At 62.6% G+C, this 19094-nt stretch carries 18 protein-coding genes, 1 other RNA gene and 1 pseudogene; 10 read left to right on the top strand and 10 right to left on the bottom strand.

Annotated features, from left to right (window positions below):
- The first annotated feature begins 182 nt into the window (after positions 1-182).
- From D5125_01240 to D5125_01270, 7 genes are all read left to right on the top strand, one after another.
- Complete coding sequence (locus D5125_01240; GenBank protein QFY88210.1) at positions 183-1373, top strand: PatB family C-S lyase; 1191 nt, start codon at positions 183-185, stop codon at positions 1371-1373.
- Positions 1374-1571: 198 nt separating this feature from the next.
- Positions 1572-3194 carry a methyl-accepting chemotaxis protein gene (locus tag D5125_01245; GenBank protein QFY88211.2) on the top strand — a complete coding sequence of 541 codons (1623 nt, stop codon included), beginning with the start codon at positions 1572-1574 and terminating at the stop codon, positions 3192-3194.
- A gap of 75 nt (positions 3195-3269) precedes the next feature.
- Positions 3270-3908: an ankyrin repeat domain-containing protein gene (locus tag D5125_01250; protein QFY88212.1), complete on the top strand. Its 639-nt coding sequence runs from the start codon at positions 3270-3272 to the stop codon at positions 3906-3908.
- Positions 3909-4141: 233 nt separating this feature from the next.
- A complete protein-coding gene (locus tag D5125_01255) occupies positions 4142-4432 on the top strand; it encodes a hypothetical protein (GenBank protein ID QFY91024.1) in 291 nt (96 codons plus the stop codon).
- Positions 4433-4470: 38 nt separating this feature from the next.
- Entirely contained in the window at positions 4471-5031 is a 561-nt protein-coding gene (locus tag D5125_01260; GenBank protein ID QFY88213.1) for a hypothetical protein, read from the top strand.
- 3 nt (positions 5032-5034) lie between these two features.
- Positions 5035-5292 carry a hypothetical protein gene (locus D5125_01265; GenBank protein ID QFY88214.1) on the top strand — a complete coding sequence of 86 codons (258 nt, stop codon included), beginning with the start codon at positions 5035-5037 and terminating at the stop codon, positions 5290-5292.
- Positions 5293-5302: 10 nt separating this feature from the next.
- Positions 5303-6268 (top strand): LysR family transcriptional regulator, encoded by a 966-nt coding sequence (locus tag D5125_01270; GenBank protein QFY88215.1) that lies wholly within the window; start codon positions 5303-5305, stop codon positions 6266-6268.
- On the opposite strand, the gene D5125_01275 is transcribed toward D5125_01270, so the two are convergent.
- From D5125_01275 to ffs, 7 genes are all read right to left on the bottom strand, one after another.
- Positions 6238-6588, bottom strand: coding sequence for a DMT family protein (locus tag D5125_01275; protein ID QFY88216.2), 351 nt, complete (start codon positions 6586-6588; stop codon positions 6238-6240). The genes D5125_01270 and D5125_01275 overlap by 31 nt on opposite strands.
- Positions 6589-7027: 439 nt before the next feature.
- Positions 7028-7360, bottom strand: a complete 333-nt coding sequence (locus D5125_01280) for a hypothetical protein (protein QFY88217.1) — start codon at positions 7358-7360, stop codon at positions 7028-7030.
- A gap of 222 nt (positions 7361-7582) precedes the next feature.
- A complete protein-coding gene (locus D5125_01285; GenBank protein QFY88218.1) occupies positions 7583-7927 on the bottom strand; it encodes a histidine triad nucleotide-binding protein in 345 nt (114 codons plus the stop codon).
- A gap of 278 nt (positions 7928-8205) precedes the next feature.
- Entirely contained in the window at positions 8206-8820 is a 615-nt protein-coding gene (gene recR / locus D5125_01290) for a recombination protein RecR (GenBank protein QFY88219.1), read from the bottom strand.
- A gap of 10 nt (positions 8821-8830) precedes the next feature.
- Entirely contained in the window at positions 8831-9157 is a 327-nt protein-coding gene (locus D5125_01295; GenBank protein QFY88220.1) for a YbaB/EbfC family nucleoid-associated protein, read from the bottom strand.
- Positions 9158-9372: 215 nt separating this feature from the next.
- Complete coding sequence (gene dnaX, locus D5125_01300) at positions 9373-11046, bottom strand: DNA polymerase III subunit gamma/tau (protein ID QFY88221.1); 1674 nt, start codon at positions 11044-11046, stop codon at positions 9373-9375.
- A 37-nt stretch (positions 11047-11083) separates the two neighbouring features.
- An RNA gene (ffs, locus tag D5125_01305) (signal recognition particle sRNA small type) lies at positions 11084-11180 on the bottom strand.
- 135 nt (positions 11181-11315) lie between these two features.
- Here ffs and D5125_01310 point away from each other — a divergent pair.
- Positions 11316-12548, top strand: coding sequence for a DUF1343 domain-containing protein (locus tag D5125_01310; protein ID QFY88222.1), 1233 nt, complete (start codon positions 11316-11318; stop codon positions 12546-12548).
- 294 nt (positions 12549-12842) lie between these two features.
- Here the strand turns inward: D5125_01310 and D5125_01315 are convergent.
- From D5125_01315 to rsgA, 3 genes and pseudogenes are all read right to left on the bottom strand, one after another.
- Positions 12843-13136 (bottom strand): annotated as a pseudogene (locus tag D5125_01315) (transposase).
- Between the two features lie 163 nt (positions 13137-13299).
- Positions 13300-15552: a DNA topoisomerase IV subunit A gene (gene parC, locus D5125_01320; GenBank protein ID QFY88223.1), complete on the bottom strand. Its 2253-nt coding sequence runs from the start codon at positions 15550-15552 to the stop codon at positions 13300-13302.
- Positions 15553-15630: 78 nt separating this feature from the next.
- Positions 15631-16626 (bottom strand): small ribosomal subunit biogenesis GTPase RsgA, encoded by a 996-nt coding sequence (rsgA, locus tag D5125_01325; GenBank protein QFY91025.2) that lies wholly within the window; start codon positions 16624-16626, stop codon positions 15631-15633.
- 111 nt (positions 16627-16737) lie between these two features.
- Between rsgA and orn the strand changes: the two genes are divergently transcribed.
- Entirely contained in the window at positions 16738-17289 is a 552-nt protein-coding gene (gene orn / locus D5125_01330; protein ID QFY88224.1) for an oligoribonuclease, read from the top strand.
- Between the two features lie 486 nt (positions 17290-17775).
- A complete protein-coding gene (locus D5125_01335; GenBank protein QFY88225.2) occupies positions 17776-18954 on the top strand; it encodes a methyl-accepting chemotaxis protein in 1179 nt (392 codons plus the stop codon).
- Positions 18955-19094 lie beyond the last annotated feature (140 nt).

The following is a 19094-nucleotide window of genomic DNA, read 5'->3' on the forward strand; positions in this document are numbered from 1 at the left end:
GCCGGGAATTTGCCATGCGAAAGCGCAAACAGCGGACAGAAGACAGAATTTTGCGTCGCTACGCGACAGATAGGTAAACCGGGTGCGATGCGCCTCAGTACTCCATCCTCCGTTCTCCGTCCTCTGTCCTCTGTCCTCTGTCTTCTGTTCCCGCTGCCTGCTTTTCGTGCCACACTGGCGGCATGAAGCCAGAATGCCCTCCCCTGCCGCCCAGCCCATTCGATCGGGAGATCGAGCGCGCCGCTACCGACTCGCTCAAGTACGACCTGCGACCGCAGTTGTTTGGTCGCGCCGATGTGCTGCCGCTGTGGGTGGCGGACATGGATTTTGCCACCCCGGACTTCATCATCCAGGACCTTGAGCAGCGCCTGCGCCATCCGATCCTCGGTTACAGCCTGCGCCCCCAGGTCATGACCGAGATCTTGCAGGCCTGGCTTGAGCGGCGTCAGGGCTGGCGTCCAGCCGCCGAGCATTGCCTGTTCAGCCCCGGCGTGGTGCCCTCCCTGGCCCTGGCGGTGCGCGCTTTTTCCCGGCCCGGTGATGGGGTGCTGGTGCAGCCGCCGGTGTACCCGCCCTTTTTCAGTTGCGTCCAGGATAATGGCCGACGCCTGTTGCGCAACCCACTGATCCTGAAAGATAATCAATTCCAGATGGACCTGGAGGGGCTGGAGCGCCTGTTACAACAGGAGGCCCCGGCCCTGCTCCTGCTGTGCTCACCGCACAACCCCGGTGGCCGGGTCTGGCGTCGGCAGGAGCTGAGCGAGCTGATCGCCCTGTGCCAGCGCCATGGGTGCCTGATCGTCTCCGATGAGATCCATGCCGACCTGCTCTATCCCGGCGAATGCTTCACCCCTGCGGCGGCGCTGTCCGAGCGGGTTGTCTGCCTCACCTCGCCGGGCAAGGCGTTCAATATCGCCGGCATCACCCCCTCGGTCAGTCTGATCGCCGATGCCGGACTGCGTCAAACCTTTCAGCAGGAACAGCAGGCGGCCCACCTGACCGATGCCCGCCTGCTGGGGGATATTGCCCTGTGCGCCGCCTACCAAGAGGGCGACGCCTGGCTGGACCAACTCATGGCCTATCTCCAGCACAGCCGTGATCAGGCCCTGGCATACGCCCGCCAGCACTGGCCAGGTATCCGCGTCATGTCGCCCCAGGCCAGCTTTCTGTTCTGGCTGGACTGCCGCGAACTGGCCGCCGAGCGGGGGCTGACCGATACCGCCCTCAACCGCCTGTTCATTGACCAGGCCGGGCTGGGCCTGAGCGCCGGCCACAGCTTTGGCACCGAGGGCAGCGGTTTCATGCGCCTCAACTTCGGCCTGCCGCGCAAGCCCCTGCTGGCCGCTCTGGAGCGCATCGCCCGGCTGCACTAGCCCCTCCCAAGGCCTCCCGGTAAACTTCCCGCACCCCCTGAACAGATGGGCTATCCTCATATCAGACCGGCCTGAGCGGCCCCGCGCAATAAATCAAATCATTTATGGCATATAAGCTGCTAAAGGAAGGTGGAATTTTACTCAAGCTTCCGACCTGGCTACCGATAACCTTGGCGAACACCTTGCATAATGATGACAATGAAAGAAAAAAGCCTCAGCATTCAGACCAAATTCCTCGCCGCCTTTACCGTCGGTTTTCTGACGATCCTGGGCGCATCCACCTTCCTCACCATGGAAAAGGAGAAGCAGCTGATCGATCAGTTGCTGGAAGACATGCTGCACAACACGGCGCGCTCCTATTTCGACGGCATCAACACCATGATGCTCACCGGCACCATGGCGCAGCGGGATGTACTGCGCGACAAGGTGCTCAAGCAGCCGAATATCCTGGATGCGCGTATCATCCGCAACCAGGCGCACGACCCCCTGCTCAAGGCCACCGAGGCGCGGGAACACGAACTGCCTCTGGATGAACTCGACCGCCGCGCCCTGGCCGGGGAACAGATCAGCCTCACCGGACGCAATGAGGCAGGCCGCACCCTGAGCGTGCTGGTGCCCCTCAAAGCGGTGGAAGACTACAGCGGCACCAACTGCCTGACCTGTCACCAGGTACCCAAAAACAGCGTGCTGGGGGCGGTGCGCATCGACATGTCGCTGGCCGGCACCGATGCCGAGATCCACGCCGGTCTGCTGGGCAACCTGCTGGTCAACGCCGCACTCTTTCTCATCGGCCTGGGCCTGTTTGCCTGGCTGTTCCGCCATCTGATCAGGCGCCGGATGCAACGACTGGAGCAGAGCATGACCCATATCGCCGAGCAGGCCGACCTCTGCACCCGCATCGAGGTGGTCGCCAATGACGAGATCGGCCGCGTCTCCATGGCCTTCAACCACATGGTGGAACGCTTTCACCACAGCCTGCAGGAGGTCACCAAGACCAGTCACCAGCTGAACCAGTCCGCCGATGAGATTACTCAGGTGGTGGAACAGACCGCCAACGCCGTGCTGGAACAGCAGAACGAGACCGATTCGGTGGCCACCGCCATCAATCAGCTCTCCGCTACCGCCAACCAGGTGCGCGACAACGCCCAGCGCGCCGCCGAGGTCTCCATCACCGCCGACAACGAGGCGGCGCAGGGCACCAAGATCACCACCGAGGTAATCCAGGGCATAGATCAGCTGATGGCGGAGATCTCCCGTGCCGCCGCAGTGATCGAGCAGCTGGCCAGCCGTTCTACCGATGTCGGCGGCGTACTGGACGTGATCAAGAGTATCGCCGAGCAGACCAACCTGCTGGCGCTGAATGCCGCCATCGAGGCGGCCCGGGCCGGCGAGATGGGGCGTGGCTTCGCCGTGGTGGCCGATGAGGTGCGCAACCTGGCCAATCGCTCCCACCAATCGACCCAGGAGATCGAATCCATGATCGCCCAGTTGCAGCAGGGGGCCCAGGAGGCGGTAACCGCCATGCAAACGGCGCGACAAAGCGCCCAGGAGCGCAGCGAGCAGGTGCAGCAGGCGGTCAACAACCTGAATACCATCAGCGGCATAGTCGGCGATATCCGACAGCTCAACACGCAGATGGACCACGCCGCGCAAGAGCAGTTCTCGGTCACCGAGAGCATCAGCTACAATATCACCCATATCGCCCAACTGGCCGACAACACCGCCGAGGACGCCTCGCGCACCTCGCGCGTGAGCGAAGAGCTGGCCCGTCTATCGCATCAGCTCAACAACCTGATCGAACAATTTAAGCTGTGTGACTGAGCCAGGCGATGCCGGGCCGCGGCCAGCGGGCATTCTGTGGTAGGGTTAGCCCCTGTTGATTGAACGGACCTGCCCATGCGCCGAATCCTTGCCCTGAGTCTGCTGCTGAGCCTGGCCGCCTGTGGCGGCCCCAGTGAACAACCCAGCATCAGCCTCTACCTGGCCCTGCAGCGTGGCGACCTGAACCAGATCGAGCGCCATATTGCCTGGCAGGCCGATCTCAACGCCCCCCTGCCCAATGGCCTGATGCCCCTGCACCTAGTGGCGGCGGACGGACGCGTGGCCATTGCCCGACTGCTGATCAAACAGGGTGCCCAGGTCAATGGCCGGGATCAGAACGGCAACACCCCCATCTACCACGCCCTGCGCCAGGGCCGCACCCAGCTGGCGGAGATGCTGCTGCAGAAGCAGGCCAGGCTGGATGCCGACGCCATGCTCTGGCAACTGGTGCAGGATGAGATCAACGACCGCGATGTAGTACAGTTCCTGCAGCGCCAGGGGGCCGACATCAACCGCCTGCGGCAGGGCAAAAGCCTGCTTGGCGAGGCCATAAGGCGTGACAACCTGCACCTGAGCAAGCTGTTGATCCGCGCCGGGGCCGACGTCAACCTGGCCGAGGAGTCAGGCACCACGCCACTGCACTGGGCCCGCCAGGTGGGCAATGATGACATCATTCGCCAACTCCTGCGCCAGGGTGCCAAGGATCGGCCTTGAAGCATTGACCTAGGAGCCTGTCGGGTTTAAGTGCATCGCAACGGCCTGAGCCGCTCGCGTGAACACGCAACACCTTCCATGTGAACGGGATTGAGACATCACACATTGAAAAACTCTGTGATCTCTGTGGCTCTGTGGCTTAACTGCCAAAAAGCGGCAAACCTGCTCACTGACTGGAACGCCATCCTGAGCTTAAGGGCTTGCCGAAGCAACACACCAGCAAAGAGACCAATATGAGCAATACCCCGGAAGACTTAACCATCAATTACAGCGAGGCCGGCGAGGAGATCGTCAAGGAACTGGACAAGGTCATCCTCAGCCGTGGTGCCTGGACCACCATACTGTTCCGTTACCAGGAACTGGACCGGGCCAAGGGCGAGATGGGCAAGGACAAATACAGCATCCGCCGCTACCAGAAACGCAACGGCGAATATCTGCCCAAGTCCAAGTTCAATATCTCCAGCAAGGATCAGGCGAAGGCCATAGTCGAGGCCCTCAGCGGCTGGATCGATCCTGTCGAATAGATCGCAAGGGGTAAAGACTCCGTCATCAGGAGAATGCAGTGACAGTTCGCATCAAGAGTCATTGGCACGCCGAGGGGGCCGAGCGCTCCCTGGCAGAGATAGGCAGTGCCCTGGCCTTCAATGCCTGGCGTATCGCCAAGGACAAGGCCATCAATCTGCACGGCGAAGACTTTGTCTATGCCGACGACCGGCAGCGCATGGCGGTGATCACTGAATACCTGATATTTCAGGTACAGGTGGCCGATCGTGCCGCCCACCAACTGCTGGAGATGGACGCGGATGCACGCCGCCACCTCATCGTCAGCTTCGTCAAAAGTCTGGCGCAACACCTGCAGGACAACAGTGAAGACCTGTTCGGCCCGGGCGATTATGGTGGCCCCTTCATCGCCCTGCTCAACCAAGGGGCTGCGGACTATGCCGAATACCACTTCTCCGAAGACGGCCCCAGCTACCCCTTCTACCGCCATCTGGGCTTTCAGATACAGCAGATCATGGGGCAGGAAGGGGAAAATCGCTGGGTCATCGACCAGGTCATGGACAAGGATGGCCCGGATGTGGCAAAAAAGACCCTACGCATCCTCATGGACCTGACCGAATAAGCCATGCCTCATCCCATCAACGCCAAACCGGAAAGACTGCTGGACGCCCAGATCGCCAGCTGGGTGGAAAACCTGTGCCATTCCCACGAGATCTCCGACCCGGAGCTGATTCGAACCTCGAAAAAACAGGTCAAGCAATACGTGCTCGATAACCTGGAACAGGGTCAGGCGCTGGATATGAATCGGATTACACCGCTGCTGGCCGAGGCACTGAAGACCCTGAACGGCCAGCTGGCCAACAACGACCCGCGGGAAATCTGAGCCAGAGCACATGACCCTGACCGAACTGCGTTACATCCTGGCGGTCGCCCGGGAGGGTCATTTTGGCCGCGCCGCCGCCAGCTGTTTCGTCAGTCAGCCGACCCTGTCCATGGGCATCAAGCGCCTGGAAGAGGAGCTGGACATGCGCCTGTTCGAGCGCGGCACCTCCAGGGTCAGGGTAACCGCCAAGGGCCGCCCCATCATCGAGCAGGCCCAGCGGGTAATCGAAGAGGCCGAGCGTATCGGCACCATCGCCCGCCATGGCCAAGACCCCATGCAAGGCCCCCTGCGCATCGGGGCCATCTTCACCATCGCCCCCTATCTGCTGCCCAAGCTGATCCCGCTGCTGCACCAGAGCGCGCCGCAGATGCCCCTGCTGATCCAGGAGGATTTCACCGCCCAGCTGCGCGAAAAACTCAAACACGGCGAGCTGGATGCCATCATCATCGCCCTGCCCTTTGACGAGGTCGGGGTAGAGACCCTGCCCCTGTACACCGAAGCGTTCAGGGTGCTGTTGCCCCAGGACCACCCCTGGGCCGAACGCGACTGCATCGACAGCGGCCAGCTTAGCCAACTGGAGCTTTTGCTGCTCGGCCCCGGCCACTGCTTCCGCGACCAGATCCTGCAAGTCTGCCCCGAGTGCAACCGCAGCTCCAGCAGCAACATCGAATTGCAACGTACCCTGGAGGGTGGCTCGCTAGAGACCATCCGTCTTATGGTCAGCTCCGGCATAGGGGCCACGGTGCTGCCCTGCACCGCCCTGGCCGAGCGCCAGGACGCCAACACCCAGGTGCTGCCCTTCAGCGAACCGGCCCCAAGGCGCCAGGTCGCCCTGGCCTGGCGCCGCAGCTTCCACCGCGCCAGCGCCATAGATGCCGTGGCCGAGGCAATCCGCGCCTGCCCCCTGCCCTGCATCCAGAGGCTGAACGAAGATCAAACAGCGGATCAACCCAGCTTGTCACGAAAGGCGAAATAGACCGCGCCACACAGACAGAGCCCGGCCCAGAGATAATCCAGCTTGAGCGGCTCCCTGAGGTAGAACAGGGCAAAGGGGACGAACACGCTGAGGGTGATCACCTCCTGCAAAATCTTCAACTGGCCCACGCTCAACACCGTATAGCCGATGCGATTGGCCGGCACCTGAAACAGATATTCGATCAGGGCAATGCCCCAGCTCACCAGGGCGGCGATGATCCAGGGCTTGTGATTCAGCTCCTTGAGGTGGGCGTACCAGGCAAAGGTCATGAACACGTTGCTGCAGATCAGCAGCACGACGGAGAGGAATACGGGGTGCACAGGGGGAAGGCTCAAGGTGACAGGGATTTTTATCTTGGGTAAGTACTCGTCCACTCTCATCTCTAAGGACAGAGCATCCAATCCCCCCTTTACAAAGGGGGGGCAGGGGGGATTTCTTCAGCCTCAATCCCCCTCAATCCCCCTTTTGCAAAGGGGGAGGTCAATGCTTTACCCATTAAACCCCCTTTGGTTACGGTGAAACATCCGTGGCGACTCACGAGTCCCGAGTCCCCAGTCCCGGAGCCGCCAAGAGATGTTTCATGTTCCGGGGTGTCGCTGTCCGCTCCATGTCCGTTAGGGGCAATAACCGGTCGCCAAGGGCTGAGGTAGTTTCCACAGCTGTGCCACCTGAGGCATCCCTACAGTCGTTTATTCCAAGGGGTGATGGGCCTAATGGTTACTATCTTCGAAAAAGCACGCCAATCGGGCAGGGGCAGGATCAGGCGTAGGTGTCTATGCCCAACACCCGGCTGTTGTAGCTGCGCTCCTCGGCCCCGGCGATGTTGCCGTAGGCGCTGACCGCGTTGCGGGCGCGCCGATCCATCCCCTCGGGCACCACCCGGCCATCCTGCTCCCGCTCCAGCCTGCTGCGTACACGTTCATACTCCCCTGCGTTAAGCGCATCGTCCGCCTTGGCCGACTTGGCCGTACCCTGCACCGCATCCGTGGCAACCGGCTGCCGCCTGGCCTGCTCCTGCTGGGTGCGCACATCCACCTGGGGCGATAACAGCCCCGACTGGTAGAAGGCGGCAATGTTGCTGTCTATTCTCATCTGATTGCAGGCAGTTGTGTACTACGCATGGCCCGATCCGAACCCGTCTTGAAGTGTGGCTCAAAAATGGCCCTTTCGCCAGAAAAATTCAACCCCCCATATCCCCTGTCTTTGACCTGAAGACAGAGGACAGAGGACGGAAGACAGATTTTTGCGTCGCTGCGCGACAGATAGGTGAACCTGGCGCAAATCGCCTCAGCACTCTGTCCCCTGTCCTCTGAATCACCCCGGTGGCCAGGTCATCTGCCGCCCGCCCAGCAGATGCAGGTGCAGGTGATAGACCTCCTGGCCACCGGCGCGGTTGCAGTTGAACAGGGTGCGGTAACCCGCCTCGGCTATGCCCTCGTCGGCGGCCACCTGCCTGGCGGCAAGATACAGCCGACCGATGAGTTCGGCGTCCTCCGCCTGCACGTCATTGAGGGTGGCAATGTGCCGCTTGGGAATCAGCAGCACATGGGTCGGTGCCTGGGGATTGATATCACGAAACCCCAACACCTGATCGTCTTCATAGACCCTTGCTGCGGGGATGTCACCGGCGATGATCTTGCAAAACAGGCAGTCGGTCATGGCAAACTCCAGAGGTTGTAGAGGCTGTCAGCCTTAAGCCAATGTTCTCAGTAAAATTAACTCAATCGAGTAAGTGTGCCCCTCTCCCCAACTCATCTCCCCAAGGGGCGAGGGGCTTAATCTCCTGAGCAGTTATCTCAATAGATGCGAAAAACACATTTTGTCTCTGCGATCTCTGCGCTTCTCGACTCTGGCATCCTGCTTGGATCTACCCTCTGCATCCTTGCAGTCGTTTGCGGTCTCCGCGTCCTTCTCTTCGTGCCAGCCCAAAGCCGACCTCAACCGCCGTTTTCTGGCCCCAGCAGGCCCCGTCGGCCGCTGAAGGCATGGGCCAGGGTGCCGCCGTCGATGAACTCCAGTTCGCCGCCCAGGGGTACGCCGTGGGCGATGCGGCTGGCCCTGACCCCGTTCTCGGCGCACAGGCTGGCGATGTACTGGGCGGTGGCCTCGCCCTCGATGGTCGGGTTGGTGGCCAGGATCACCTCCTCTACCCCGCCGGCCTTGAGCCGCTGCTCCAGCAGGTCCAGGCCGATCTCGGCAGGCCCCAGGCCATCCAGCGGCGAGAGCTGGCCACCGAGCACAAAATAGCGGCCGCGAAAGTCCACCGCCTGCTCCACCACGCGCACATCGGCCGGTGATTCGACGATGCAGATCTGGCCATCATCACGCTGGGGATTGGCGCACAGGGGACAGATATCCATCTCACTGAGGGTACGGCAGCGGCGGCAGCGGCCAATGTGTTGCAGCGACCGGGCAAGCACATCGGCCAGGTGTTGGCCACCTGCCCTATCCCGTTCAAGCAAGTAGTATGCCATGCGCTGGGCAGATTTCTGCCCCACCCCCGGCAGGCAGCGCAGGGCCTCGATCAGCTGATCCAGCAGGCCTTGGGCCATGATGCCCGGCCTAGAAGGGCAGCTTCATGCCGGCCGGCAGGCCCATCCCTGCCGTCAGGCCGGACAAGCGCTCCTCCTGAACCGAGGCCACCTTTTGCACTGCGGCATTGACGGCGGCGGCCACCAGGTCTTCCAGCATCTCCTTGTCGTCCTGCAACAGGCTGTCGTCGATCTGGATGCGGCGCACCTCGTGGCGACCGTTCATAGTCACCCGCACCAGGCCACCACCGGCCTCGGCATCGACCTCTTCATCGGCCAGTTTCTCCTGGGCCTGTTGCAACTCCTGCTGCATCCGCTGGGCCTGTTTCATCAGGTTGCCTAGTCCACCTTTCATCATCTTGTAAGCCTCTTCAAGGGTTCTGTAAGTCATCCCAGATTCAGCATTTATAGGCCACAGAGCCACAGAGATCACAGAGGGTTTTCAATCAAGTAACTTCTACTCATCTCACCTAAGGCCCCTATCACCAAAAGGGCGGGGGGTTAACCGGACTGAGTAATGAGCCTTTTTCTCTGTGTGCCCTGTGGCTCCGTGGCTAAATGCTCTTTCTGAGGTTAGGGTTCTATGGGTCTGATCGATTCGTTCACCACCGCCGCGTCAAAGTCCCTGCTCAGACCCTGCACATAGGGGTTGGCCTGGAACTCATCCTCGGCCCGCCGCTGGTGCTCGGCGCGCTGCTCGGCCTTGCGCTCGGCCGGTGATTGCTGCTGCTGTGGCGCGGCATCCAGCGGCTTCAGCTGTAACTTGATGTCACGGCGAAAATATTCGCTCAGGGCGCGCTGCAACCGCTCCACCGCCCGCTCGCCTGCCAGGCTGTTGCCGCTGGGCAGCAGGGACAGGGTCAGGGTATCACCGCGCCAGCCCTGGAGCAGGCAATTCTCCGCCAACTGCATGGCCATGCCGCCCAGGGCGGGGGCGATGGCGGCGGTGACCTGGTGCCAGTCATCTTCCGCTGCGGCCGAGGCAGCAGCGGGCACCGCCGCCGGGGCAGCATAGGCGCTGTCGGTGCGCTCGGCCACGGCCTGGGCGGGATGGGGTTGCGACCGGGACTGGGATGGGGGCAACGGCCGGGGCTGGGGCTCGGGGGTTTTTTCCGCCGTTTTCACCCCGGACACCGGTACAAAGCCTGGCTGCGCGCCCTGTCCGGCGGGGCGGAAGGCGAGCATGCGCAGCAGAACCATCTCGAAACCGCTGCGTGGGTCCGGCGCATAGGGCAAATCGCGCTGACCGGTGAGGCCGATCTGATAGAACAACTGGGCATCCTCCGGGCTTATGCACTGGGCCAGGGCGCGTACCTGCTCGGCATCGGCATCGGCATCGCTGATCGCCCCGGTGATCTGCTGACACAGGGCGGCGCGATGCAGCAGCAGCAACAGGCCCTGCAGGGCAGAGGCAAAGTCCGGCGCGTAATCGGCCAGCTCCGCCACCCCGGCCAGTACCCCAGGGCCATCACCAGCGGCCACCGCAGCCAGTACCTGATACAGGCGCTCTTGGGGGATCACGCCGAGCATGGCGCGCACGTCCGCCTCCTTGACCTGACCGGCACCAAAGGCAATGGCCTGATCCAGCAGGCTGAGGGCATCGCGCATGCTGCCGGCGGCGGCACGGGAGAGGATGGTCAGGGCCGCCGCCTCGGCCTGGATCTGCTCGCTGGCCAGGATCTGCCGCAGATGGTCCTGGATCAGCTCCAGCGGCAGCTGCTTGAGGTTGAACTGCAGGCAACGGGAGAGCACGGTCACCGGCACCTTCTGCGGGTCGGTGGTGGCGAGCAGGAACTTGACGTGGGGCGGCGGCTCTTCCAGGGTCTTGAGCAGGGCGTTGAAGCTGCCGTCGGAGAACATGTGTACCTCGTCGATCAGGTACACCTTGTAGCGCCCGGCCACCGGGGCGTAGGGGACGTTTTCCAGCAGTTCGCGGGTCTGTTCCACCTTGGTGCGCGAGGCGGCGTCCACCTCCAGCAGATCGACATAACGGCCCTCGTCGATGGAACGGCAGGCGGAGCATTCCCCACAGGGGGTCGAGGTGACGCCCTGCTCGCAGTTGAGGGATTTGGCCAGGATGCGCGCCAGGGTGGTCTTGCCCACGCCACGGGTGCCGGTGAACAGATAGGCATGGTGCAAGCGGTCGTTGTCCAGGGCATTGCCCAGGGCGCGCACCACATGCCCCTGCCCCACCAGCTCGGCAAAGTTGCGGGGGCGCCATTTGCGCGCAAGTACCTGATAAGACATCGCGGAAATAGACCCATTGAAGGTATTGGGTGGCGGGCCATGCCAGCCACACCCCGGCGCCCGCATCCACCGCTGCGGCTGCTCCCTTCCGGGCCTGACCGGGTTCACGGCTTAGCGTCGCGAGGGGACCAACACAGCCCACCATTGAGTACCGCACTTAAGGCGGGTGGTCGATTATACCGATCTTTGCCCAGATCGAAAGGAAATAGCGGTCGGCTGTCGGCCTCCAGCCATCAGCCATCAGCTGGCGGCTGATATAGAATGTCGGCATGAACAAACTCCCCAATACCCAAGCCTTCCGCACCGGTCTTGACCTGCTGCTGGCCGATGACGCGCTGCGCGCCCCGCTGCATGGCCGGCGGCTGGCCCTACTGGCCCATCCCGCCTCGGTCAGCGCCGATCTGACCCACGGCCTGGATGCCATCGCCCAGCACCCGGAGCTACAGCTGTGCGCCGCCCTTGGCCCCCAGCACGGCCTGCGCGGCGAGAAGCAGGACAACATGATGGAATCGACCGATTACCTCGACCCGCGCCTGGGTATCCCGGTATTCAGCCTCTACGGCGAGGTGCGCCGACCGACCCCGGCGATGCTGGCGAACTGCGATGTGCTGCTGGTGGATCTGCAGGACCTGGGCTGCCGCATCTACACCTTCGTCACCAGCCTGCTCTATGTGCTGCAGGCGGCCGCAGAGGCGGGCAAGGCGGTGTGGCTGCTGGATCGACCCAACCCGGCTGGCCGCCCCATCGAGGGCCTGAGCCTGCGGCCGGGCTGGGAGAGCTTTGTCGGGGCCGGCCCCATGCCCATGCGTCACGGCCTAACCCTGGGCGAGATGGGCTACTGGTTCATCCAGCACTTCGGCCTGGAGCTGGAATACCGCGTCATCCCCCTCAACGGCTGGCGGCCGGAGGCCGCACCCGGCTTCGGCTGGCCCCAGGGCCTGCGCAGCTGGATCAACCCCAGCCCCAACGCGCCGAACCTATCCATGGCGCGGGCCTATGCCGGTACGGTGATGCTGGAGGGCACCAACCTCTCCGAGGGCCGTGGCACCACCCGGCCGCTGGAGCTGTTCGGCGCGCCCGATCTGGACGCCGAGGCCCTGCTGGCGCGGATGCAGCAGCTGGCACCGGACTGGCTGGCGGGCTGTCGTCTGCGTCCCTGCTGGTTCGAGCCGACCTTCCACAAACACCAGGGCCAGCTCTGCGCCGGCCTGCAGATCCATCTGGATGACCCGACCTACGACCACGCCCGCTTCCGCCCCTGGCGGCTGATGGCCCTGGCCTTCAAGGCGCTCCGCCTGCTCCGGCCGGACTACCCCCTGTGGCGGGATTTTGCCTACGAATACGAGTTCGACAAGCTCGCCATCGATGTGATCAACGGCGGCCCGCTGCTGCGCCAGTGGGTGGATGACGCCGAGGCCGAGCCGGGCGATCTGGACCAGCTCGCCGCAGCGGACGAGGCCCAGTGGCAGGAGATCGGCCGGGGATTGCGGCTTTATGCCTGAGGCGCAGGCCAAAAAGGGCGCAGAGGACGCAAAGAAGATCCTGATTACCCCTGTATCTCAGCCATTATCTTGGCTTGGCTGGCCGTGCACGTCCTGGGGTGAGAGGCCGACTTTGCCATGCGGCATAGGGCGGGCCGCAGCCGCCGCCAAGCCACAGCAATGAAGCCTGCCCCTGGTGGTTGCACGGCGGCCACGGGCCGTCCTATTCGATTGGCTGAGATTTGTGGGTAATCAGAAAGAAGAATGAGACAGTAAAGCCCCTTGCTCCTTCGTGGAGAGCAACTCTGTACGTAACTATTCAGGGGGCATCCCCATGAAATCGGGCCACCGCCCCTCGTAGAGGAGCCGCAATGCCTGTTCGGAAGATACCCCATTTTTCTGGCAGGTGGACAGATAGCTGCGGATGCGTGCAAAGATTCTTGCCCCAAGCTCTGAACGGAAACAGCCGGAGATCTTCTGCTGAACTTTGCTCATGCGCAGATCCCGTTCTCCCTGATTGTTGGTAAAGGGCACGTCCAGCTCCACCATGAAGCGCAGGACATCGGCCTCGAACTGAATCAACCGTTCCAGCAGGTTTCGGGATTTGGATCATGAGAACAGCCCATTCTCAAACAGAGGATGGAACACAGCATAGATGGGCCTTCCTATGCTGTCAAGGGCAAATGTAGGTGATTTTTGGTTCGGAGAGTTATGGCTTGGCTCTGACGGGCACTTTATTGAAGCGCCTCTGAATAGTTACCTCTGTACAAGATCAACCATCCGCCTCCAGGGCATCCACCCGTTGCAGGCCACGGGGCAGCTTGTGGCCACGGCGGCCGCGCTCGCCGCGATAGGCCTCAAGGTCGGTCTGTTTGAGGCCCATGTGGCGCTTGCCCGAGATCACCCTGAGGCCCTCGCCCTCGGCCAGGGTGGCGAGGGCGCAGACCCGCTCCTCGCCGGCCTTGAGGCGGGCTCCGGGGATGCCGATGATCTTGTTGCCCTTGCCCTTGTTCAGGGCCGGCAGCTCCTGCACCGGGAACATGAGCAGATGGCCCTCGCTGGTGGCGGCCACCAGCAGGTCCTGCTCGGGATCGCGCACCCGCAGCGGCGGCAGCGGTTGGGCACCCTGGGGCAGGCTGAGCAGGGCCTTGCCGGCCTTGTTCTTGGCGTAGAGGTCTTTGAGCTGGATGAGGAAACCGTAGCCGTGATCCGAGGCAATCAGGTACCAGTCCTCCGCCTCGCCGCCAAGCACGGCGACAAAATGGGCCCCTGGTGGCGGCGTCAGCTTGCCGGTGAGCGGCTCGCCGTGGCCCCGCGCCGAGGGCAGGCCATGGGCGGGCAGGCTGTAACTGCGGCCGCTGCTGTCGAGAAACACCACCTGCTGATTGCTGCGCAGCCGGGCCGCCTGCAGGAAGGCATCGCCGGACTTGTAGGTGAGGCTGCCGGGGTCCAGATCATGGCCCTTGCCTGAGCGCACCCAGCCCATTTTGGAGAGCACCACGGTGACCGGTTCGCTGGGGTTGATGTCTTCCTCGCCCAGGGCCTCGGCGGCAGCGCGCTGCACCAGGGTTGAGCGGCGCTCATCACCATATTTCTGCGCATCCGCCTGCAGTTCTTGCTTGATCAGCTTTTTCAGCCGCGCCGGCGAGGCCAAGGTCTGCTCCAGCTCGGCGCGCTCCTTTTCCAGCGCCTCCTGCTCGGCGCGGATCTTCATCTCCTCCAGCCGCGCCAGCTGGCGCAGCTTGGTGTCGAGCACATAGTCCGCCTGCAGCTCACTGAGGCCGAAGCGGGCCATGAGCACCGGCTTGGGTTCGTCCTCGCTGCGGATGATGCGGATCACCTCGTCGATGTTGAGATAGGCAATCAGCAGGCCATCCAACAGGTGCAGGCGTTCGAGCACCTTGTCCAGGCGGTATTGCAGACGCCGACGCACGGTCTCGGTGCGGAAGCTGAGCCACTCCACCAGGATCTCGCGCAGATTCTTCACCGCCGGGCGGCCATCCAGGCCGATCAGATTGAGGTTGGCGCGGTAGCTTTTTTCCAGGTCGGTGGTGGCGAACAGGTGCGACATCACCCGCTCCAGATCCACCCGGTTGGAGCGCGGTACTATCACCAGCCGAATCGGGTTTTCGTGGTCGGACTCGTCGCGCAGGTCCTCCACCAGGGGCAGCTTCTTCGCCTGCATCTGCGCGGCGATCTGCTCCAGCACCCGCGCCCCGGAGACCTGATGGGGCAGCGCGGTGATGACGATCTCGCCCTGCTCCTTGATGAAGCGGGCGCGCATGCGCACCGAGCCCAGACCGGTCTGATAGAGACGGCGCAACTCATCCGCCGGGGTGATGATCTCGGCATCGCAGGGATAGTCGGGACCGGGGATAAAAGCCAGCAGGGCATCCAGATCGGCATCCGGGTGATCCAGCAGATGCACCGCCGCCCCAACCACCTCGCGCAGGTTGTGCGGCGGAATGTCGGTGGCCATGCCGACGGCGATGCCGGTAGCGCCATTGAGCAGCACATTGGGCAGTCGCGCCGGCAGCACCACCGGCTCCTTGAGGGAGCCATCGAAGTTGGGCTGCCACTCCACCGTGCCCTGACCCAGCTCCTGCAGCAGCACCTGGGCGTAGGGGGTCAGCTTGGCCTCGGTGTAGCGCATGGCGGCGAAGGATTTGGGATCGTCCTGCGAGCCCCAGTTGCCCTGACCGTCGATCAGCGGGTAGCGGTAGGAAAAGGGCTGGGCCATCAACACCATGGCCTCGTAGCAGGCGGAATCGCCATGGGGATGGAACTTGCCCAACACATCGCCCACGGTGCGCGCCGATTTCTTGTGTTTGGAAGCCGCCGACAGCCCCAGCTCGGACATGGCATAGACAATCCGCCGCTGCACCGGCTTCATGCCATCACCAATGTGCGGCAGGGCGCGATCGAGGATGACGTACATGGAATAATCCAGGTAGGCCTTCTCGGTAAAGCTCTTGAACGGCAGCTGTTCGAAGCCCTCGACCAGGGTTTGAATGGTACTGCTCACGGATGCACCGCTCCTGCAAGGAAAACCGCACGAGTGTGGCACAGGGACAGAAGGGGGTCAAAATCCCGCGTGGTGCGCCTATCCCAGCCCCGCCGCCATGTGGCGAAAGTTCGCCAGTCGGCGCGGATCGATCTGGCCCTGCTCCACGGCCTGTTGCAGGGCACACTGGGGTTCGCCCCGGTGTTGGCAATTACTGAAGCGGCAGTGGCCGAGATAGGGGGCGAATTCGCGGAAGCCGCACTCCAGGTCACTACGGTCCTTGACTGTCGGGCGAAAGCTGCGCACCCCAGGGGAGTCGATCAGCTCACCGCCCTGGGGCAGGTGGTAGAGGCAGGTGGTGGTGGTGGTGTGACAGCCCTTGCCGCTGAATGCCGACAGGCGGCCGGTCTGGATCTCCCGGTCCGGCAGCAGGGCCGAGGCCAGGCTGGATTTGCCCACGCCGGATTGACCAAGCAGGATGGCGGTGCGCCCCCGCACCGCGTCCAGCAGCGGGGCGAGGCCCTGTTCCTGCCTGGCGCTGACCCGGATCAGCGGGTAGCCAATGGCGGGATAGTCACCAAATTCCTGGCTGAAGGAGGCCTCTCCGGCGGCATCCAGCAGGTCGGTCTTGTTCAGGCAGATCAGCGCCTCTATGCACAGCAGCCGGGCGGCGATCAGGTATTGGTCGAGCAGGTAGCGGCGCGGCGCGGGCTCAGGCGCAAGGACGATGATCATGCGGTCGATATTGGCCGCCAGGGGGCGCTCCTGGCCGCTGTAGTTGGGTCGGATGAGGACCGAGCGGCGCGCCTCGATGGCGCTGACCACGCCCTGCCGGTCACCGGTGGCCTGCCAGGCCACGCGGTCGCCGCAGACGGCCTGGCCTATGTTCTGGCGCAGCAGGCAGGGCACCAGCTGGCCCTGCGCGTCCTCGATGATCAGGTTGCGGCCAAAACGGCTGATCACCCGCCCCGACTGCTGCTGGCCGGGGTCTTGCCGCAGCTGCTGTTCGGCGCTCTCGGCGGCCTGCTGCAGACGCCGCTGCTGAATCGCGCCGATGCGCAGGCGCTGTTGCTGGTTGAGTCGTCGGCCCATCAGCGGTGCTTTGCTCGGATCATCTTCGGCTTCCTGAATCGGGTTGGCGGCAAAAGGATACAGTGCCTGGATGGGCTCTGCTAGAATCGGCTCATTCATGACGGAGTGAGGCCCATGGCACAGAGCAAAGACAACCTGGTGTGGATCGACCTGGAGATGACCGGCCTGGAGCCGCAGACCGACACCATCATCGAGATCGCCACCCTGGTCACCGACAAACAGCTGAACACCCTGGCCGAGGGGCCGGTGATCGCCATCCATCAGCCAGAACAGATCCTGGCCACCATGGATGAGTGGAACACCAATCAGCACGGCAAATCGGGCCTGACCCAGCGGGTACGCGACAGCGACTACGACATGGCCCGGGCGGAGCAGGAGACCCTGGCCTTTGTGCGCCAGTTCGTGCCGCCGGAGACCTCGCCCATGTGCGGCAACAGCATCTGCCAGGACCGCCGCTTCATGGCCCGGCTGATGCCGCAGCTGGAGGCCTTCTTCCATTACCGCAATCTGGACGTCAGCGCCCTGAAGGAACTGGCCCGCCGCTGGGCACCACAGATGGCCGAGGGCTTTGAGAAAGACTCCAGCCACCTGGCGATGGACGACATCCGTGACTCTATCTCCGAATTGGTCTATTACCGCGAACACTTCCTGCGCCTGGAGGGATAGGGCTGCGGCCCAGCCCTGTTGTCTCCCCGCCCCATGCCGCTCGGCCCTGGGTAGCATCTTACCCTTTGCCTAACTACTCAGGCCGTCAAGCCCCTCGCCCCTTTGTAAAAGGGGGATTGAGGGGGATTTCCGGCGCTGGTATTAATTGTTGCAAAAGTAATGGCAGTTTAAATTCTTTCCTGATGCCTGAATTAGAAGCGCCCAGTGAATAACATCAACTGCAAGAACTTATGCAACGATTAATAGTTACGCAGGCGCTGAAGAAATCCCCCCTGCCCCCCTTTGGTAAAGGGGGGGAATTTGAGCGCCCCTTTTGCCAATTATCAATTACACCGATTTTCTGCTTTAATTTCTTTCGAATATAGCGGACTTCTCTTCAAGAACCTCCGCCATTGGACGCTATGCATAGAGAGCCACCGATGAGGGCATCTGCCCGTATCGGAAAACCAGGCCGCCAAATCGACCACCAATAAAGAGAATCAGCGCGTGAAACCAAGCATTCTGAGGAACCTCAACCTATCATTCCTGGCATTTGGCCTCAGCATGGGGCTGGTGTTTCCCGTCTATGCCCAGTTCTTTGTCCAGTGGAAGGAGGGCATGTTCATCTGGTTCATGCTCGGCTGCGTGGTCGCCGGGGTGACCATTGGCATCATCAACTTCCAGCTGTGCAAACACATCCTGCTCAACCGTCTGACGCGCATCTCTGACGTCTCCCGGGCGATCAGCAACAACGACATCAGCCACCGCTGCACCATGCAGAGCCATGACCTCATGGGCGAGATCATCGACAGCACCAACCAGATGACGGACAACCTGCGCGGCATGATCTGCAGCATAGACGAAGCCGTGGGCGTACTGCGCGAGCAGATCGGCCGCATGGCAGAGCTTTCCAACAGAACTAACAGCAATACCGATCATCAGCGGGCCCTTACCGGCAAGGTGCTCAGCGGCGTGGAGCAGATCCGCGATGCCCTGCAGCAAATCGCCGAGCAGGCCAAGGTCTCGGCCGATTCCGCCCGGCAGGCCAATGACCAGTCCGGTCAGGGCGCGCTGATCGCCACCGAGGCCATGGGCTCCATCGCCCGTCTGTCGCGGGAGATGGATCAGGCCGCTGACGTTATCCGCCAACTGGACATGAAGAGCGCCAACATCAGCAAGGTGATGGACGTGATTCGCGGCATCGCCGAGCAGACCAACCTGCTTGCCCTGAATGCCGCCATCGAGGCGGCCCGCGCCGGCGAGCAGGGCCGGGGCTTTGCCGTGGTGGCCGATGAAGTGCGCACCCTGGCCACCCGCACCCAGCAGTCCACCGAAGAAATCGCCGGCATGATCGGTGAGTTGCAGGCCGGTTCCGCCGCCGCCGTGCAGAGCATGGAGGAGGCCAAGGAACAGGCCAATGCCACGGAGACCCGGTTCGAGGATGCAGCGGAACTGCTGGCGGAGATGTCCGGCCTGATCAGCTCCATATCCAATCTGAGCGGCAGCTTCGCCCAATCCGCCGAGGAGCAATCCGCCGAGATCCAGGGCATAGTGGGCGACCTGTCGGAGATCAACAACATCTGCCAGACCACGGCCGATAACGCCGAAGAGACCGCCCAGGCCAGCAACGCCCTCAAGGAGCAGGTAACCGAGCTGAACCGGATAGTCGATCGCTTTCAGCGCTGAGAAACAGAAGACAGAAGACTGAGGACAGAGGACAGAGAACAGAGGACAGAAAAGTTTGAAGACTGAAGCTTGAAGGGTAAAGTGGGGCGGGCCTTGATTGGGCTATAGTTCACACTTCACACTTTTCTACTTCACACTTC

Source organism: gamma proteobacterium SS-5 (genome assembly GCA_009497875.2).
GTDB classification, from domain to species: Bacteria; Pseudomonadota; Gammaproteobacteria; order Chromatiales; family Chromatiaceae; genus Magnetovirga; species Magnetovirga frankeli.

What these genes read in the sequence shown, in the direction of transcription:
- D5125_01245 (QFY88211.2), top strand. Translation starts at nt 1,572, where the DNA reads ATGAAAGAAAAAAGCCTCAGCATTCAGACCAAATTCCTCGCCGCCTTT.
- D5125_01240 (QFY88210.1), top strand. Translation starts at nt 183, where the DNA reads ATGAAGCCAGAATGCCCTCCCCTGCCGCCCAGCCCATTCGATCGGGAG.
- D5125_01265 (QFY88214.1), top strand. Translation starts at nt 5,035, where the DNA reads ATGCCTCATCCCATCAACGCCAAACCGGAAAGACTGCTGGACGCCCAG.
- D5125_01250 (QFY88212.1), top strand. Translation starts at nt 3,270, where the DNA reads ATGCGCCGAATCCTTGCCCTGAGTCTGCTGCTGAGCCTGGCCGCCTGT.
- D5125_01255 (QFY91024.1), top strand. Translation starts at nt 4,142, where the DNA reads ATGAGCAATACCCCGGAAGACTTAACCATCAATTACAGCGAGGCCGGC.
- D5125_01285 (QFY88218.1), bottom strand. Translation starts at nt 7,927, where the DNA reads ATGACCGACTGCCTGTTTTGCAAGATCATCGCCGGTGACATCCCCGCA.
- D5125_01270 (QFY88215.1), top strand. Translation starts at nt 5,303, where the DNA reads ATGACCCTGACCGAACTGCGTTACATCCTGGCGGTCGCCCGGGAGGGT.
- D5125_01310 (QFY88222.1), top strand. Translation starts at nt 11,316, where the DNA reads ATGAACAAACTCCCCAATACCCAAGCCTTCCGCACCGGTCTTGACCTG.
- orn (QFY88224.1), top strand. Translation starts at nt 16,738, where the DNA reads ATGGCACAGAGCAAAGACAACCTGGTGTGGATCGACCTGGAGATGACC.
- recR (QFY88219.1), bottom strand. Translation starts at nt 8,820, where the DNA reads ATGGCCCAAGGCCTGCTGGATCAGCTGATCGAGGCCCTGCGCTGCCTG.
- D5125_01280 (QFY88217.1), bottom strand. Translation starts at nt 7,360, where the DNA reads ATGAGAATAGACAGCAACATTGCCGCCTTCTACCAGTCGGGGCTGTTA.
- D5125_01295 (QFY88220.1), bottom strand. Translation starts at nt 9,157, where the DNA reads ATGATGAAAGGTGGACTAGGCAACCTGATGAAACAGGCCCAGCGGATG.
- dnaX (QFY88221.1), bottom strand. Translation starts at nt 11,046, where the DNA reads ATGTCTTATCAGGTACTTGCGCGCAAATGGCGCCCCCGCAACTTTGCC.